The following is a 17,059-nucleotide window of genomic DNA, read 5'->3' on the forward strand; positions in this document are numbered from 1 at the left end:
CTCAGTCGCCGCCCGGCACCTTGCCCAGAATGGCCTTGGTGAGGCTTTGCCTGACCTCGAAATAACCGCTCCAGGCGTCGTCACCGACACGCGCCGCGGCCGCGTCCAACGAGAAACCATTGGCGCTTTTGAGCGACTTCACTTCGTCCCAGGTCACCGGCACCGCGACGGGTGCCCCCTCGCGCGAGCGCACGGACCAGGGCGATATCGCCGTCGAGCCTCGCTCGTTGCGCAGGTAGTCGATAAAGAGCCGCCCCTTGCGGCGCGCCTTGGAGAGGTTGGCGGTGAAGCGGTCAGGCTCCTCGGTCGCCAGCAGTTGCGCCATACCTTTGCAGAACGCCTTGACCGCCGGCCATTCGGCAAGCGGCCTCAGCGGCACGATGACATGAATGCCCTTGCCGCCCGAAACCAGGGGAAACGTCTCGAGCCCGATGTCCTTGAGGCGGTCGCGCATATCCTCTGCGGCGCTTACGACGGCCTTGAAGTCCAGCCCCTCGTCGGGGTCGAGGTCGAACACCAGCCGGTCCGGCTTTTCGACATTGGCGCGGCGCGAGCCCCACATGTGCCATTCGAGCACGTTCATTTGCGTCCCGGCCACGAGCCCGGCAAGGTCATCGATGTAGAAATACTCCTGCGTCTCGCCGTCCTTTTCGGTGACCGGCACCGATTTGAGCTGCTCCGGAAACCCGCCGGTGTCGTGCTTCTGGAAGAAGCAGGCCTTGGCGCGGCCCTGCGGGCAACGCACAAGGCTCAGCGGACGGTCCGAGATATGGGGCAGCATCACCTCGGCGACGGCCTCGTAGTAGGCGACAAGATTGGATTTGGTGATGCCCTGCCTTGGGTAGACGACCCGATCGGGCGAGGTCAGCCGCACGCCGAGCCTTTCGGCCACGGCCGCTCCATCGTCCTCGAGCGGCTGCGCCTTTTCCATTTTGACCTCCTCGGCCGGCTTGTCGCCGCGCAGGCCCAAAAATGAAGGGTGCCGCAGGATATCGTCGGCGGTGAGTTCGGTATAGGCAATCTCGGCGACCAGCTCCGGCTTGACCCAATGGACGCCCCGCGCCCGCGCGCGCGGCACGGCGTCAAAGGGGCGTTCCTTGGTCTCCAGCTTTTTCAGCTTGGCATCGAGTTCGGCCAGCAGGTCCTGGGTGAAGCCGGTGCCGACCCGCCCCCGGTAGAGCAGCTTGCCGTTCTCCCACGTCCCCAAGAGCAGCGAGGCGAAGCCATTGCGCTTTTCCGAGGGCGACCAGCCGCCGATGACGAACTCCTGCCGCTTGAGGCACTTGATCTTGTACCAGTCGCGGTTGCGCTCGCTGCGATAGGGAGCACTGCCGCGCTTGGCGATGACCCCCTCGTGCCCCTCGCGACAGAGCGCATCGAGCACCTTCTGCCCGTGCCCGCGCACATGCGAGGAGAACTGCACAGCCGAATTGCGCGCGCTCTTTCCCAAGAGCTTTTCGAGCCGTTCCTTGCGCTCGACCAGCGGCTTGCCGGTCAGGTCCTCGCCGTCGGCCTCCAGCAGGTCGAAGGCGAAATATTCGAGGCGCCCGCCGTTGGAGAGGACGTTCTTGAGAGTGGTGAAATCGGTCCGCCCCTTGCCGTCGAAGGCGCAAATCTCGCCGTCGATCAGCGCCGAGGAAATCTTGAGCTTGCGCAGGGGCTCCACCAGCGCATCGAACTTGTCGGTCCAGTCGAGGCCGCTACGCGTATAGAGCCGTACGCTGTCGCCGGCGATCGCGGCGAGGCACCGGTAGCCGTCATACTTCATCTCGAACAGCCAGTCGCTGCCGGAGGGAACCGTGTCCGTCAGCGTCGCCAGTTGCGGCGAGCGGAACGCGGGCGTCTCGGCGCCGTCCGAGTGCCACACGGCCTTGGCCGGCACCTTGCTCGCCTTTGCCGGTTCCGCACCCTTGGCGATGGCCGCGAAGTCGCGCGCCGTGGCGACCGACCGGGTAAAGCGCGTGGTCAGCGTGTCCTTGTCGCGCGCATAGCTGTCCTTGTGCTTGATCAGCAGCCAGTTCTCGCGGTCCGGGCCATTCCGGCGCTTGGTGTCGCGGCCCTTCATGTGCACCAGCACCCACTCGCCCTTCATGCGCTCGCCGAAGATGCGCATCTTGAGGTCGCCCTTTTCCAGCCCCTCATGCGGGTCCCCGATCGGCTCCCAGGTGCCCCGGTCCCACAGCATGACGGTGCCACCGCCATATTCGCCTTCGGGAATCGTGCCCTCGAACCCGCCATAGTCGAGCGGGTGGTCCTCGACGTGCACGGCGAGCCGCTTGTCCGCCGGGTTGTTCGATGGCCCCTTGGTCACCGCCCAGCTTTTGAGCACACCGTCCAGCTCGATGCGGAAATCGTAGTGGAGCCGCGTCGCATCATGCTTTTGCACGACGAAGGTGCCACGCTGCGCCCCCGCCCCCGCCTCCTTGCCCGCCGCCTCGCCGGATGGCTCCTGCGTGCGCGCGAAATCGCGCTTGCTGCGGTATTCCTTGAGCAGTTCCTTGGGGCTGGCCATTTTCAGCAGCCCTCTGCAGCGATCTGGTGGTGGTGGTGGTACAGCGTCATCGGTCGGACAGCGGGCATCGCAAACCCCTCATACGCAATTACGAAAGAGTCCAACGTGGCGCCTGTGTGCCGGTTCCCGGCCTAGGGAATTGGCGCTCCCAGCACATCTTGGAAGAATTCCAGCGCCATCTCCTGCTGGTCTCTCAGGAGAATATGGCCGCGGTCCCAGATGCGCGTCCGGAGGGCCTCGGGAGCTCCCGACGCCTGCCAGACCGCCTCGAGCTTGTCGAACGCCTCGCGGATCGACGGCTCGGAAAAGAGGTGGTCGGTCCGACCCGCCTCGAACAGCATCGGCTTGGGGGCAGCCAGCCCGGCAAAATCGGGGTAGTCGAGCCGTCCGCCCAGGGCCGGATGCAGCATGTTGAACGCCGATTGCCCGCCGAGCTGGTTGTTGCCGGGCGCCATCAGGGGCTTCATCGCGGCCATCCAGCACGAACTCACGCCGGCGCCGATGACCGGGCTCAGCGCAGAAAGCTGCCAGGCGCGATAGCCGCCCATGGAAAACCCCCAACTGCCGATCGCCTGCGGGTCGATCTGGGCTTGCCGGGACAGCCAGTTAGCGGCCTGCACGTCCTCCTGCGCCATCAACCCGGCCAAGCTGAGGCCATATTGCATGAGGTTGCTGGCCAGTGCCTGCTGCGATTCCAGGCCATTGCCCTTGCGGCTCCCCCAGCCCAGGGCATCCCAGGCGATCACGGCATATCCCTGCGCCAAGAGAACCTCTCCGAGATAGCGCCCGTCATAGTACCGCTCCACCCAGGCGTCGCCGATCGCGCGCTTCTCCGCGTCTTCGGTCGGGATCAGCTTCTCCCAACCGATCTCGAAAGCGCCGCCATGGTCGTGCAACAGCACGATGGCCGGGAAAGGCCCCTTCCCTTGCGGGACGGCGAACACGGCGTCCGTTACCGCACCGGTCGGAAACGTCATTTCCAGATGCTGCACGCGCGCCTCGCCGAGGGCGCGTTCGGAGACGAGCCGAACCTGCGGCACCGCCATCAGGTCGCCATTGACCGCCTCGCGCACCGCCTCAAGACCGGCCACCTGCCACGTTGCGAAATCGGCCTCAGGCGTCCAGCCCAGCGCATAGGGCGTCCGCTCTCCATAGGCGCGCAGAAAATCGGGCATGTTGTCGGCATCGATGCGGGGCACGGCTGTCTCCGGTGGCGCAGCCCTCCCCCTTAATTCAGGGAGCCTGATCTGCCAAGGCGGCGCATCCTCCACCGCCGAAGGGCCTGCCAGCGCCGAGTGTCGGTGTTGGTCGCGACGACGTGGTGGGGGGTCTTGAACCAGTGGAACGGCCGGTGCGCCAGGTCGAACACGGCCCGCAGCGTCGCCACCCCGATCAGCATCCAGTAGACGGGCAGCGCCAACTGCGTCCACCACGGCGTCTTGCCGTTGATGCGGGCGAGGCCAACGATATTGGTGAGCATCACCACGCCCTGCCCCAGCGCCAGAACCGCGACGTAGATGGCGCCGCCCTGATCGGGAATGACCAGCGACCACCGGCCGGTCAGGGCCGCCACAAGAACCATCATCACAAAAGCCGAGTGGAGCAGCGGGGAGACGATCATCCCCATGAGCAGCACCTGCAAAAGAGCAAAACCGGCCAGGCCGAGATCGGCGAAGGTCATGGCCGGCCGCCGGTTGTGCACCAGGAAGGTCTGCATCCAGCCCTTCATCCACCGGGTCCGCTGCCCCAGCCAGGCTTTGAAGCTGTCCGGGGCGCTTTCCAGAGTGGCGCTGGAGCTGGTGGCGGTGCGCAACCGCCGCCGCGCCAGCCGCACGCCAAGGTCGGCGTCTTCGGTGACATTGAACGCGTCCCAGCCGCCCAGGGCGCGCAGCGTCGCGACGCGGAAGTGGTTGGAGGTGCCGCCAAGCGGCATGACGATGTTCCATCGCGCCAGCGCCGGCAGCAGCACCGAGAAGAGCCCCGCATATTCTCCTGCGAACTGGCTCTGCAGGAAGGCATGGTGCCCATTGTCGACATTGAGCCGCGCCTGGATGCACTCGACGTCGGGCTGCACCCGAAACTGCCCGGCGATGCGTCGCAACTGGTCGGGCTCGGGACGATCCTCGGCGTCGAACACCACGACGAACTCGCCGCGGCAGAGCGGCAGGGCATAGTTCAGCGCCTTGGGCTTGGTGCGCGGCGCGGCGTCGGGCACTTCGACCAGCATGAAGCGGCTGTCATGCAGATGCCGGCGCACCGCCTCGATCGTCTCCGGAGAGCGCTGCTCGACGACAAAGAGAATGTCGAGGCGCTCTGGCGGGTAGTCGAGGCGGGAAAGGGCAGCGCTCAGCTGATCGACCATGCCCGCCTCGTCCCGCAGCGGCACGATCACACTGTAGAAGGGAAATTCTGCGGCCTCTTCGAAGGTGGCCGGGATCGCCGGCGGCCGGCCGGGCTCGAACAGGGCGCCGAGCCGCAGGAGCGTCGGCAGGCTGATCAGCACCGTCCAGAACGGCATCAGCCACCATTGGCCGATCAGGGGCGCGGCGAGCAAAGCCAGCGTGAAGACGCAGATCGCGAAAACGAAGCTCCAGCGCATCCAGCCCGGCAGATCGAGTTGCGCGGCAGCAAAGGGCCACTTCAGCGTCAGGTGCTGTCGCGCCTGATCCATCAGCGCTGCCGATGCCGATTGCGCCAGAAAGGCGCGCAAAGCCCGCTCGGGCACAAGACAGACGAGATCACGAATTTGAGGCCGGGCGCGCCGCAGCGCCTCGAGCCGCAGCAGCGCAAAGAAATCCGGCGCTGCAAAACCGATTTCCCTCGAGGCCAGCGTGGCCCGCACCAGACGCGCCCCCGCAAGCATATTGATCTGCGCGGCGTTGACCGGCGGATGCGCGAATTGGGGTACTGCGTCATAGAAGGCCAGCCCGGCCCAGATCGCCGCCCGGTGCATCACCTCGGCGTCGCTGATGGCAAGGTGCCCGGCGCACCAGCGGAACGGATCCACCTCGGCCAAGAGGGCCTCATCGAGATAGTATTGCGCCGTTTCAGGGTCGACCCCGGGCCCGAGGATCGCGCACATCAAGCTCAGGGCCCTCGACACGCGCGCGCGCCGTCAGATGAACAGGCTGGATGCAGTGAAGGACGACAGGCAAAGCGGCCCGCCGATACAACCTTCTCCTAACCCGCGTCCTCGACGCGTCCGGTTGGCGCAGACTGATAGCCACTGATCCATACGCACGAGTGCAAGCCCCCCAGCTCGCCGCATGGATAAGTATTTCTACTAATATAGGCTGGATAGCAAGTGTCTGGCGCGGAAAGAAGCCGAACTTCTTCCCGCGCGACAATTGTTTAGTTCTTCACCTGGAACTGGTGCGGGTTGAACCTATAGGCGGTCGAACAGAACTCGCAGACGACTTCGATCTCCCCGTCCACGGCCATGTCTTCGCGCTCTTCGTCGGAGAACGAATTGGCCAGCATGTCCTCGATGCGGTCGACCGAACAGGTGCAGCGTTCCTCGAGCGGCTGCGGGGGGAACACCCGGACGCCGGTTTCGTGGAACAGGCGGAACATCAGCCGCTCGGGCGAAATATCCGGATCGGCCAGTTCCAGGTCGTCCACCGTGCCCAGGAGCGCACGCGCTTCGCTCCACCCGTCGGCCTCCACATAGTCGGGATCAACCATGTCCGGGTTGTCGAAGTCGCCATCGCCGGGCAGGTCGGGCATGACCGAGATGCCGTTCTCTGGCAGGTGCTGGATCAGCATGCCGCCAGCGCGCCAGCGCGGCCGGTGGTCACCCCTGGTCGTCATCTGCGCCACGGCGATCCGCACCTGGGTCGGAATCTGCTCGGACTGCATGAAATAGGTGTGCGCCACTTCCTCTAGCGTGTTGCCCTCGAGGGCGACGATGCCCTGGTAGCGCTCCATGTGCGCGCCCTGGTCGATGGTCATCGCCAGATGGCCCTTGCCCAGGAGTTCGGCCGGGCTGATGCGGCCTTCCTCGGCGGCCTTGACGACGGCATCGCGGTCGAACCGCGCATAGCCGCGCATGCCATCGGGGGCGTCAAAGTCCACGACGATGAGGTTCACCGGCCCGTCGGTCTGGGTCTGCAGGATAAAGCGTCCCTCGAACTTGAGTGACGAGCCGATCATGGCCGCCAGCACCACGGCTTCGCCGAGCAGCCGCGCCACGGGCGTGGGATAATCGTGCCGGCTCAGGATGGTGTCGAGCGATGCGCCAAGGCGCACCACCCGGCCACGCGTGTCGAGTTTGTCGAGGGTGAAGGGCACCACGGCATCATCGCCGGTCTCGGGGCGGTCGAGGCCCATGGTGGACAGGAGGTTTTCAGTCATCGTCGCTTCCGCGGTCATGGGGCTACTCTTTTCCTCAGGCTACGCCTCGCAGCGCGCGCACGCCACCCTGAGGCCGATCAAACCAGCGGCGCCACCCCGTCGAGAGGCAGCGCCGCCAGCTGTGAAACCGGATCGGGTGGGATCAGTTCGCGTCGACCCCGAAGGCCCAGCACAACACGGCTTTCTGGGCATGAAGGCGATTTTCGGCCTCGTCGAACACCACCGACTGGGGACCGTCGATCACCTCGTCGGTCACCTCGTCGCCCCTGTGGGCCGGCAGGCAGTGCATGAACAGGGCGTCCTTGTTCGCCAAGGCCATCAAATTGGTGTTGACCTGGTAGGGTTTCAAGACCCGGCGCCGTTCGGCGGCATCCACGTCACCCATCGAGACCCAGGTGTCGGTGATCACGAGGTCCGCGCCTTCGACGGCTTCGCGCGGATCCTCGATCAACCGCACGGCGCTGCCGGCCCGCTGGATGTCCAGCATCAGGTCTTTCTCGGGGCTGTACTCATCCGGGACGGCAATGGTCAGCTGGCAGCCAAAGAGCTCGGCCGCGTTCACCCAGGAGTGGAGCACGTTGTTGCTGTCGCCCACCCAGGCCACCTTGGCGCCGCTGATATCGCCGCGATGCTCTTCGAAGGTCATGAGGTCGGCCATGATCTGGCACGGATGGGCGCGCCGCGTCAGCCCATTGATCACCGGTACGCTAGCCGCTTCGGCCAATTCGAGCAGATCGGCGTGGGAAAGGATGCGGATCATGATCGCATCCACATAGCGGCTCATGACGCGCGCCGTATCGGCCAGCGTCTCCTCGCGGCTCAATTGCATTTCCTGGCCCGACAGCATCAGCGTCTGCCCGCCAAGCTGGCGCATGCCGACGTCGAAGCTGACGCGGGTGCGCGTCGACTGGCGCTCGAAGATCATGGCCAGCACCTTGTCCTTGAGGAGCTGGGGGCGGTCGCCCTGCTTGAGCCGCTCCTTGAGCGAAACAGCCTGGTTCAACATGCCGCGCAGTTCGGGCAGGGTGAAATCGTCGATGGACAGGAAATGTCTGGGGGTGCCGGTCGTTGACATGGGCCGGGGTCCTTTGTGACGCTTGGAAAAGTTCGGATAGGCCGCCATGGCGGCCGCGAGGCAGCCCGTCAGCTGCCTCGGCGACGTCCGAAATGGTAGAAGATCAGGTCCATCGGCTCAATCCGCCGCAGGACCGGCCGCAGTTTCGGCCTCGATGGCATCGAACGCGGCGCCGATCTTGCCCATGGCCTCGGCGATATCGTCTTCGGTCAGGATCAGGGGCGGCAGGAGACGCAGGACATTGTCTCCGGCGCCGATGGCGAGGAACTGGTGGTCGTCGCGCAGGCGGGCCACGAAGTCGCGCACCGGAGGGCTGATCTTGATGCCGGCAAGCAGCCCCTTGCCCCGCAATTCCAGCACGTAGTCGGGGTATTTCTGCGCCAGTTGCTGCAGATGCCAGCTCAGCCGCTGACCCATCTGGTTGACATGGTCGAGAAAGCCCGGCGCTAGGATGCGGTCGAGCACGGCGTTGCCGACGGCACAGGCCAGCGGATTGCCGCCATAGGTCGAGCCATGCGTGCCAGGCACCATCGAGGCTGCGACCTTTTCCGTGGCCAGGCAGGCGCCGAGTGGGAAGCCGCCCCCGATGGCCTTGGCCACGGCCACGATATCGGGCGTCACACCGGCCCATTCATGGGCGAAGAAGCGCCCGGTCCGGCCGAAGCCGCACTGCACTTCGTCGAAGATGAGCAGCATGTCGTTTTCGTCGCAGATCTGGCGCAGGCCCTGCAGGAATTCCGGCGCCATCGCCGTGACGCCGCCCTCGCCCTGCACCGGCTCGATGAGAATGGCGCAGCTCTGCGGGCCAATCAGCGCCCGCACCGCGTCGAGATCGCCCGGCCGCGTGTGCTTGAAGCCCGGCATGGGCGGGCCGAAGCCTTCGAGATAGGCCGGATTGCCGCCCGCCGCGATCGTACCCATGGTGCGACCATGGAACGAGCCGGTAAAGGCGATGATCTCGTAGCGGTCCGGCTCGCCCTTGTCGAAGAAGTAGTGGCGAGCCGTCTTGATGGCGCATTCGAGTGCCTCGGCGCCCGAATTGGTGAAGAACACCTTGTCGGCGAAAGTCCCGTCGACCAGCCGCTGGCCCAGCCGTTCCTGCTCGGGAATGGCGAAGACATTGGAGGTGTGCCAGACCTTTTCGGCCGCCGACTTCAGCGCCGTCACCAGGTGCGGATCACCATGGCCCAGTGCATTGACGGCGATGCCGGAGTGGAAATCGAGATAGGATCGGCCCTGCTGGTCATAAAGGCGCATGCCCTCGCCCCGCTCGAAGGCGAGATCGGACCGGGCATAGGTGCCAAAGAGCGCAGACATTTTGGGCGTTCCTCTATCGAAAGTGAACAAGATGAAATCGGGTAGGCAGGGCGTGGCAAGAAAGCCACAGAAACCAAAAACGCGCCGGTTCGGCAGCGCGTTTGGGTGCCGAGAAATAGGCGAATTCGCCCTGCCAAGTCAACGAGGTCGCGCCAAGTGCCTGATTTGACTCAATGATTGTTAGGACATTTTTAACCACTGAATAAACGGGGAAATCCGCCCCCGACTCTTGATCCCGATTCCAGCCATGTCGTAGTCTCATCCTCGTTGGGGACACGATATCTCGTGCGGCGGACCCGCTCAGCATACGAGCTGTAGAGCCGAAAGGCTGCCAGACTGTTTTGGCAGCGCAATGAAGGATTCTGTTTTGACGATGGTTTCAGGAGCGCAATCGATGGGCTGGACTGACGAGCGCGTCGAACTTTTAAAAAAGCTCTGGATGGAGGGCCTCAGCGCCAGCCAGATCGCCGGCGAGCTCGGCGAGGGAGTGACGCGCAACGCGGTGATCGGCAAGGTGCACCGGCTCAAGCTTTCAGCCCGGGCCAAGCCTACCAACACGGCGCCCCGCTCGCGGCCGGCGGCAGCCCGGCCGGCGCCCCGCCGCGTCGCCAGCCCTGCGGCGACCATGAGCAGCGCAAGCCATGCCGGCAAGCCGCGCATGACGACGCCGCGGCCACAGGTAATGGGCGCAACGGCTCTTGCCATGGCGCCGGAGATGGAGACCGAGCTCTACGTCGCCCCCGCCAGCCAGGAATTGTTCATTCCCGAGCACAAGCGCCTGAGCCTGCTGCAGTTGAGCGAGCAGACCTGCAAGTGGCCGATTGGCGACCCGCTGACCAAGGATTTCTACTTCTGCGGCCAGCACAGCTTGGAAAGCGGCCCCTATTGCGAGTTCCATTCGCGCAAGGCCTACCACCAGCTCGATCGCAAGAAGCGCTGATCGCAACCGGCCAGTGCATAGCCTCGCCCCCTCATTCCGCAGGGGGCGGCCGGCACCCCAATCCACGCTCTCCCGACGGAGAGCTTCTTTTTTTCAGTCAACTGAATGCGCTTCGCCATGCTGGCTCGCGCCACGCGCCGGATCTATTCGGCGGCAGCCCATTGAGCGACATGCGCCGGCATGGTGCGGCTTGTGTCGCAGAACACCGCCTCGGGCAGGGTCCTCAGAAAAGCCGCAAGGGTCGGTTCGCTGACCGCTTCCGCCGCGTCGGAGGGTGAGAACCAGGCGCGATGCCGCTGATGCGCTTCAGGCCACTGGTTCAGCATTTCGGTGACCCGGAGGCCGAACACCATGGCCTGCGCCGGACGTTTTTCGTTGCGCCCGCTGACCTTGAAGTAGCGGAACGAGCCGATGGGCTGGGCAGAGACTTCACCCAATATCCCCGCCTCTTCATAGGCTTCGCGCTCCGCCGTGCCGGCGGGCCCAAGACTGTTGATGAGCCACCCCTTGGGCAGCAGCCATTTGCGGCTGATGCGCGAGGTGACCAGAAGCACCTCGGGGTGGCTATCGACCATCCGCCAAGGGAGCGCTGCAAACTGTTCGACAAACCTTGCACGCGTGTTCATTTGTCGGACATTAGCTGATTTGCAGGGCTTATAAAAGCGGCTTGCACACGTGCCCAGCCGTCTCGCCACAGCGCCCACCCTAAGGCAGCAGAACCTCGACGCGCAGCCCTTCGCCGGGGTTGACCCGCGAGCGGATGGACAATTGCCCCCGATGCCGCTGCACCGTGTGCTTGACGATGGCCAGACCCAGCCCCGTCCCCTTCTTTTTGCGGCTCGCTTCGGCATCGATGCGATAAAACCGCTCCGTCATGCGCGGCACGTGCTCGGCATCCACACCGGCGCCGTGGTCGACCACACTTACCAGGTGCTTGAAGCCGGGCCGATCCACCGGCACCAGCGACACCTCCACCGTCTGGCCGCCGCTTCCATATTTGATGGCGTTTTCGATGAGGTTCTCGAACACCCCGTAAAGCTGGCTGCGGTCGCCAGTGACGGTGACCGGCTCGCCGGGCAGGTCGAGCACGACCTTGAGGCCGGCAGCGTTGGCCTGCGCCTGCAGGCCTTCGCGCACCTCGCGCAGAAGGCCGGGCAGGTCGACCGACCCGGTGGGGCGCACATGCTGGTGCATCTCGATCCGCGACAGGCTCAGCATATCATCGATCAGCCGGCTCATGCGCTCGGCCTGGCCGCGCATGATGCCCAAAAACTTCTCTCGGGCCGCGGCGTCGCGTGCGGCGGGGCCCAAAAGGGTATCGATGAACCCCAGCAAGGAGGCCAGGGGCGTGCGCAATTCGTGGCTGGCATTGGCGATGAAGTCGCTGCGCAGCGCATCGACGCGCTTGAGTTCGGTGAGGCTCTGGACCGTCACCAGCGCCTGCCGGTTGTCGTCCTGCAGCCAATCGACGTCGCCGTGGCGCAGAGGGGCGATCACCACCCGGTCCCAGGTCTCGCTCGGGATGATTTCGTGCCATTCGAAGCTGCGCGGTTCGCCCAGCCGCATCACGGCGTCTACCGCGGCGATGAAATCGGGATTGCGGAGGGCCAGTGTCGCCACCCGCCCCGGCATCAGGCTAGGGTACTGCCGGGCTGCGGCGCTGTTGCGATGTAACACCGTGCCTCGGCGATCCAGCACCAGCGCCGGGTCTCCCAGGGCTTCCACCAGGGCCGAAAGCGGCTCGCCGGTGCCGCCCGGGGTTGCCGGCGCAAGCAGCTCCGGCCCGTCCATGGCACGAAGGGTGGCGATGGGAAGCGGCATGAAGGCGACGAACAGAACCATGACGAGGTAACCGATCACGGCGAGATCGACCCGCAGGTTCCCCAGCAGCACGAAGGCGAGGATCAGCCCCGCCAGCGCCGCAAGGATCGCCGCCTGCGCGCCGAGGCGCAAGCCGATCAGGCTGGGCAGGCCGAAGGCGCGTCGCGCGCTGCTGTCATCCATTCCGGGCCGCCGGCTCAATTGATCCTTGCCCGCACTTGCGCAAGGAGCGGCTTCATAGCACGTTCACTGTGACAACGGAGAGACAGCGTGAGCGACCCCATAAAAGGCTTCGACATCAACGATCCGGACCTGCCCAAGAGCATCAAGAAGGCGGCGCTGCAGTCGGGCGACTACCCCTATGACGAAAAGCTCGATCGCGACGAGTATGACACGCAGATGTACAAGCTGCAAAAGCAGTTGGTGAAGCATCAGGCGCACATGGCCGAGGCCGGCACACGCACCGTCCTCATCTTCGAAGGACGCGATGCGGCCGGCAAGGGCGGCACCATCAAGCGGTTCCTGGAAAACCTCAACCCCCGCTACAATTTCATCGCCGCGCTGCCCAAGCCGAACGATCGGGAACGCACGCAGTGGTATTTCCAGCGCTATATCGACTGGCTCCCGGCGGCAGGCGAAATGGTGCTGTTCGACCGCTCCTGGTACAATCGGGCGGGCGTGGAGCCGGTGATGGGGTTCTGTACCCCCGAGCAGACCGAACATTTCCTCGACGAGGTGCCCGACGTCGAGGCCCGGCTGGTCAAGGACGGCATTCGCATCGTCAAGTTCTGGCTCTCGATCGGGCGGGAAATGCAGCTCAAGCGCTTCCACGACCGGCGCCACGATCCGCTCAAGACCTGGAAGCTGTCTCCCGTCGATCTCGAGGCCCTCGACAAGTGGAACGATTATTCGCAAGCGCGCGACAGGATGCTGGAACGGACCGACAGCCGGCAGGCGCCCTGGACCGTCGTCCGCGGCAACGACAAGCGTCGGTTACGGCTCAACGCCATCCGCGTGATGCTGCTGGGGGCGGACTATGAGGGCAAGGACAAGGACGAAATTGGCGAAATCGACCGGAACATCGTGCTGAGCGCCCACGATTTCCTCAGGATCAAGGGCGAGTAAAATCCGTTGGCCAGAGGCGGCCGTCCGGCCATCTCTCGTTCGTCGTCACCACCGGGTTTATCCCGGTGGTCCAAGCGCTTGTAAAATGCAATGCCGGGACAAGCCCGGCAATACGAGACAATAGCGGGCCACCTGCGGCCCTTACGATCAGACGCTGAAGGCCCACTCGCCCTTGCGCATCACCGGTTCGGTGCTGCCATCGGCATGGACGCCGTCGATGTCGACCTTGTCCGAGCCGATCATCCAGTCGATGTGGATGAGGCTCTTGTTGCCGCCCTGGGCGTGAATCTGGTCCGGCGTCAATTCCTTGCCGCCCTCGAAACAGTCCCCGTAGCACTGGCCCATGGCAATGTGGCACGAGGCGTTCTCGTCGTAGAGCGTGTTGTAGAAGAGGATGCCGGAGGCCGAAATCGGCGAGGAGTGCGGCACTAGCGCCACTTCGCCCAGGCGCCGCGCGCCCTCGTCGGTGTCGAGCACCTTGTTGAACACGTTCTCGCCCTTGGTCGCCTTGAGCTCCACCAGACGCCCCTCTTGGAAGCGCGCCTGGATGTTCTCGATCAGCGTGCCATTGTGCGAGAGCGGTTTTGTCGCCGCCACCGTGCCCTCCACACGCAGGCGGTGGGGCGTGGTGAACACTTCTTCGGTGGGGATATTGGGATTGCAGGTGATGCCGTTCTTGGCCTCCGAAGCGCCGCCCTTCCAGCGGTGCCCGTCGGCAAGCCCGACCGTGAGATCGGTGCCGGGGCCGGTATATTTGAGGGCGGAGAATTTCTTGCCGTTGAGCCAGGTCCAGCGCGCCTTGAGGTTGGCGTTGTGCGCCTTCCAGGCCGCGATGGGGTCATCCTGATCGACGCGCGAGGCCTTGAAGATGGCGTCGGCCAGCTTGCCCACCGCAATGTCTTCCGGGTCGTTGGGGAACACGAGCTTGGCCCAGTTCGGCGTGGGGTAGGAGACGATGTTCCAGTTGATGGCGAAGCCGGTGATCATCTCGAGCGCGGGCCGGTAGGCCGCCGAATTGGCGCGGTTGGCGCGCGACACCTTTTCGGGGTCTTCGTTGGCCAGCATCATCGGGTTGTCGCCCGAGATGGCGAGGCGCGCCGCGTTGTTCTTGTAGGCTTCGGCCATGCCCGAATAGAGCCAGCCGGCGGCCCGATCAAAGCTCTTGTCATTGCCGTAGCGGTAGCGCGCCAGGGTCGCTTCCTCGTCCGAATAGATGGTGGTGACGAGGCCGGCGCCGGCCTTGTAGGCGTGCTCGGTGATCCGCCGCACCAGCGGCGCCGCCGTCATTGGCGCGGTGATGATCAGGTCCTGGCCCTCGGCCAGCTGCAGGCCAACCTTGATGGCGACTTCGCCGAGCTTGTCGAGTTTTGCAGGATCGATGGGAGAATTGCTCACGGGGCGTTGCCTTCTTGCTCTTGAATCGATTGGGCGGAGCCTATCCCCGCGCGCGGGGATGCGCCACCCGGCAAGAATCGCAAATGAACTTGACCTGGATCAAGGAGCGAAGCCGGACAGTTGCGTCACATGAGGAGCACCAGATCTCGGGGGCTCACATGGAAACCACCACCATTATCGTTATCGCCGTCTCTGTCGGCATGTTCGGCCTCTTCAGCCTGGCGCTGGCGATTGCGCAGCTGCGCACGCGTGGGCTCGTGGCACCGGGTGCGCTCAAGCCGAACTAACAAGGTTCGCGCGGAAGAGAGGAGACGCCGATCCGGCGTGTCCGCGCGCGGCCAATGGCGGTGCTGCGGGGCGACTGTGGCACATCCGCATCACTTGCGGCATTGCGCCACATCCACCATTGGCAACGGCGAACGGTTTGGCTACAAACCGTTCGCCGCTTTTATTTCAGGACACGGGGAGGCGTTGCATGCCAGCATTGATTTTCGCGTCTCCCGCTGATCCGCGCCGAGGTTGACGCCTCGGCCCGTGCGGTCGCCTTCGGGCGCAGGCCGCACCTGACCCTCAGCGGTCTTATTCCCTCTTCATCGCAGTCGACCGGCCCTTGAGCCGTTCATCGCCCGGTCGCATTGCGTCTTTCATGATCCTTCTCGAGGAACCGGTGGCCGGACAACGGCACCGGCAACACCAATGAGTCGCAAGAAACTCGATTTCCGCGCCGATGCCTTTCGCAACGTGCTGGGCTTTGCTTTCCGTCACTGGCGCCGCCAGCCCTGGCGCGTCACCACCATCGCCATTCTGGTGCTGCTGGCCACCATGGCCGAAGCGTTGAGCCCGCTTTTCGCCGGCCGGCTGGTCGACGCCGTGGCCAGCGGCGGCAGCCAGAACGAGGCTATCGCTGCGGCGCTCACCGCCTTTGCCATCATGTCGGTGCTCTACCTGTCGTCGGTGGTGCTGAGGCAGTTCGTGTTCTTCAACATCATCGCCCTCACGCTGCGCATGATGGGCGAGATCGCCTCCAGCGCCTTCCACAGGGTGCAGCGTTTTTCGACCGACTGGCACGCCAACAGCTTTGCCGGCTCGACCGTGCGCAAGATCACGCGCGGCATGTGGGCCCTGGACCTTTTGAACGACACCCTGCTGGTCGCCCTCTTGCCCTCGACCATCATGCTGATCGGAGCCACGATCATCCTCGGTTCGTTCTGGCCGGCCATGGGGCTGCTGGTGGGTGTGGGATCGATCGTCTACATCGCCGTGACCGTTGCGCTGTCTACCGGCTTCGTGGCCCCGGCGGCGACGCTGGCCAATGCCTGGGATACCCGCATGGGTGGCGCACTGGCCGATGCGGTGAGCTGCAATTCGGTGGTCAAGGCCTTTGGCGCCGAAACGCGCGAGGAAGACCGCCTCAAGGGCGTGGTGGGCAAGTGGGACAGCCGAACCCGCCGCACCTGGAAGCGCGGCACGCTCAATGGCGGCATGCAGGGCCTGATGATGGTCATCATGCAGACCGCCATTCTCGGTCTTGCCATCTGGCTGTGGTCGCAGGGCCAGGCGACGCCGGGCGACATCGCCTTCGTGCTGACCATGTTCTTCCTGCTCTCGGGACACCTGCGCGACGTGGGCCAGCACATCCGCAACCTGCAGCGCTCGGTCAACGACATGGAGGAACTGGTCAATCTCTATGCCCAGAAGCTGGGGATCGAAGATCGCAGGAACGCCGGGCCGATCAGCATCGGTGATGGCGGGATCGTGTTCGATCGCGTCACCTTCCAGTATGGCGCGCATCCGACGCCGCTGTACCGGGATTTCTCCGTGACCATCCGGCCCGGCGAACGGGTGGGGCTCGTGGGGCATTCGGGCTCGGGCAAGACGACGTTCGTCAAGCTGATCCAGCGCCTCTATGACGTCAACGACGGCGCCATCCTGATCGATGGGCAGAACATCGCCGATGTGCAGCAGGCCTCGCTGCGCGGTCAGATCGCCATCGTGCAGCAGGAGCCCATCCTGTTCCACCGCACGCTGGCCGAGAACATCGCCTATGGCCGGCCATCTGCCAGCCGTGCGGAGATCGTGGAAGCGGCGCGCCAAGCCAACGCCCACGACTTCATCGTGTCCCTGCCCAAGGGCTACGAGACGATGGTGGGCGAGCGTGGCGTCAAGCTGTCGGGCGGCGAGCGCCAGCGCGTTGCCATCGCCCGGGCCTTCCTCGCCGACGCGCCGATCCTGATCCTCGACGAGGCCACGTCCAGCCTCGACAGCGAGAGCGAGGTCATGATCCAGCAGGCGATGGAGCGCTTGATGGTCGGGCGCACGACGCTGGTGATCGCGCACCGTCTCTCGACGGTCCGGGCTCTCGATCGGCTGCTGGTGTTCGACAAGGGCCGTATCGTCGAGGAGGGCGACCACGACGCGCTGATCCGGCTCAAGGGCGGCATCTACCGGCGCCTGTTCGAGCGGCAGGCGCTGGAACTGACCAAGGGCCTCGTGGCCTGATACGAAAAGGGCGCCCGCTGGG

General features: G+C 64.9%; 13 protein-coding genes. 4 read left to right on the plus strand and 9 right to left on the minus strand.

The genetic code is table 11. The features are described from left to right. Position 1: 1 nt before the first annotated feature. The 6 genes from ligD to IC608_RS09810 all read right to left on the minus strand — a co-directional run bounded on the left by ligD (position 2) and on the right by IC608_RS09810 (position 9,257). Positions 2-2,512, minus strand: coding sequence for a DNA ligase D (ligD, locus tag IC608_RS09785; protein ID WP_191774909.1), 2,511 nt, complete (start codon positions 2,510-2,512; stop codon positions 2-4). A 131-nt stretch (positions 2,513-2,643) separates the two neighbouring features. Beyond that, positions 2,644-3,711: a dienelactone hydrolase family protein gene (locus IC608_RS09790; protein WP_191774910.1), complete on the minus strand. Its 1,068-nt coding sequence runs from the start codon at positions 3,709-3,711 to the stop codon at positions 2,644-2,646. 29 nt (positions 3,712-3,740) lie between these two features. Continuing rightward, the gene (locus IC608_RS09795; RefSeq protein WP_191774911.1) at positions 3,741-5,594 is read right to left on the minus strand and encodes a glycosyltransferase; all 1,854 of its coding nucleotides are present in this window, start codon (positions 5,592-5,594) and stop codon (positions 3,741-3,743) included. 269 nt (positions 5,595-5,863) lie between these two features. Further along, entirely contained in the window at positions 5,864-6,865 is a 1,002-nt protein-coding gene (locus IC608_RS09800; protein ID WP_191775439.1) for an Hsp33 family molecular chaperone, read from the minus strand. 142 nt (positions 6,866-7,007) lie between these two features. Beyond that, positions 7,008-7,940, minus strand: a complete 933-nt coding sequence (gene argF, locus IC608_RS09805) for an ornithine carbamoyltransferase (RefSeq protein ID WP_191774912.1) — start codon at positions 7,938-7,940, stop codon at positions 7,008-7,010. 117 nt (positions 7,941-8,057) lie between these two features. Beyond that, on the minus strand, positions 8,058-9,257 hold the full coding sequence (locus tag IC608_RS09810; RefSeq protein WP_191774913.1) for an aspartate aminotransferase family protein: 1,200 nt from the start codon (positions 9,255-9,257) through the stop codon (positions 8,058-8,060). A 394-nt stretch (positions 9,258-9,651) separates the two neighbouring features. Here IC608_RS09810 and IC608_RS09815 point away from each other — a divergent pair, with 394 nt between their 5' ends. Continuing rightward, positions 9,652-10,197, plus strand: coding sequence for a GcrA family cell cycle regulator (locus IC608_RS09815; RefSeq protein ID WP_191774914.1), 546 nt, complete (start codon positions 9,652-9,654; stop codon positions 10,195-10,197). Between the two features lie 143 nt (positions 10,198-10,340). On the opposite strand, the gene IC608_RS09820 is transcribed toward IC608_RS09815, so the two are convergent. Continuing rightward, positions 10,341-10,823 (minus strand): NUDIX hydrolase, encoded by a 483-nt coding sequence (locus IC608_RS09820; RefSeq protein WP_191774916.1) that lies wholly within the window; start codon positions 10,821-10,823, stop codon positions 10,341-10,343. A 79-nt stretch (positions 10,824-10,902) separates the two neighbouring features. Further along, entirely contained in the window at positions 10,903-12,201 is a 1,299-nt protein-coding gene (locus IC608_RS09825) for a sensor histidine kinase (protein WP_248306275.1), read from the minus strand. Positions 12,202-12,288: 87 nt separating this feature from the next. Between IC608_RS09825 and ppk2 the strand changes: the two genes are divergently transcribed. Continuing rightward, a complete protein-coding gene (gene ppk2, locus IC608_RS09830) occupies positions 12,289-13,143 on the plus strand; it encodes a polyphosphate kinase 2 (RefSeq protein ID WP_191774919.1) in 855 nt (284 codons plus the stop codon). A gap of 147 nt (positions 13,144-13,290) precedes the next feature. Here ppk2 and IC608_RS09835 read toward each other — a convergent pair whose 3' ends face one another. Continuing rightward, positions 13,291-14,538 carry an aminopeptidase gene (locus IC608_RS09835; RefSeq protein WP_191774920.1) on the minus strand — a complete coding sequence of 416 codons (1,248 nt, stop codon included), beginning with the start codon at positions 14,536-14,538 and terminating at the stop codon, positions 13,291-13,293. A gap of 83 nt (positions 14,539-14,621) precedes the next feature. On the opposite strand from IC608_RS09835, the gene IC608_RS09840 reads away from it, so the two are divergent. Beyond that, the gene (locus IC608_RS09840) at positions 14,622-14,825 is read left to right on the plus strand and encodes a hypothetical protein (protein WP_191774922.1); all 204 of its coding nucleotides are present in this window, start codon (positions 14,622-14,624) and stop codon (positions 14,823-14,825) included. A gap of 409 nt (positions 14,826-15,234) precedes the next feature. Next, entirely contained in the window at positions 15,235-17,037 is a 1,803-nt protein-coding gene (locus IC608_RS09845; protein ID WP_191774924.1) for an ABC transporter ATP-binding protein, read from the plus strand. Positions 17,038-17,059 lie beyond the last annotated feature (22 nt).

The sequence above is a fragment of the Devosia oryzisoli genome (assembly GCF_014837245.1).
GTDB lineage: Bacteria > Pseudomonadota > Alphaproteobacteria > Rhizobiales > Devosiaceae > Devosia > Devosia oryzisoli.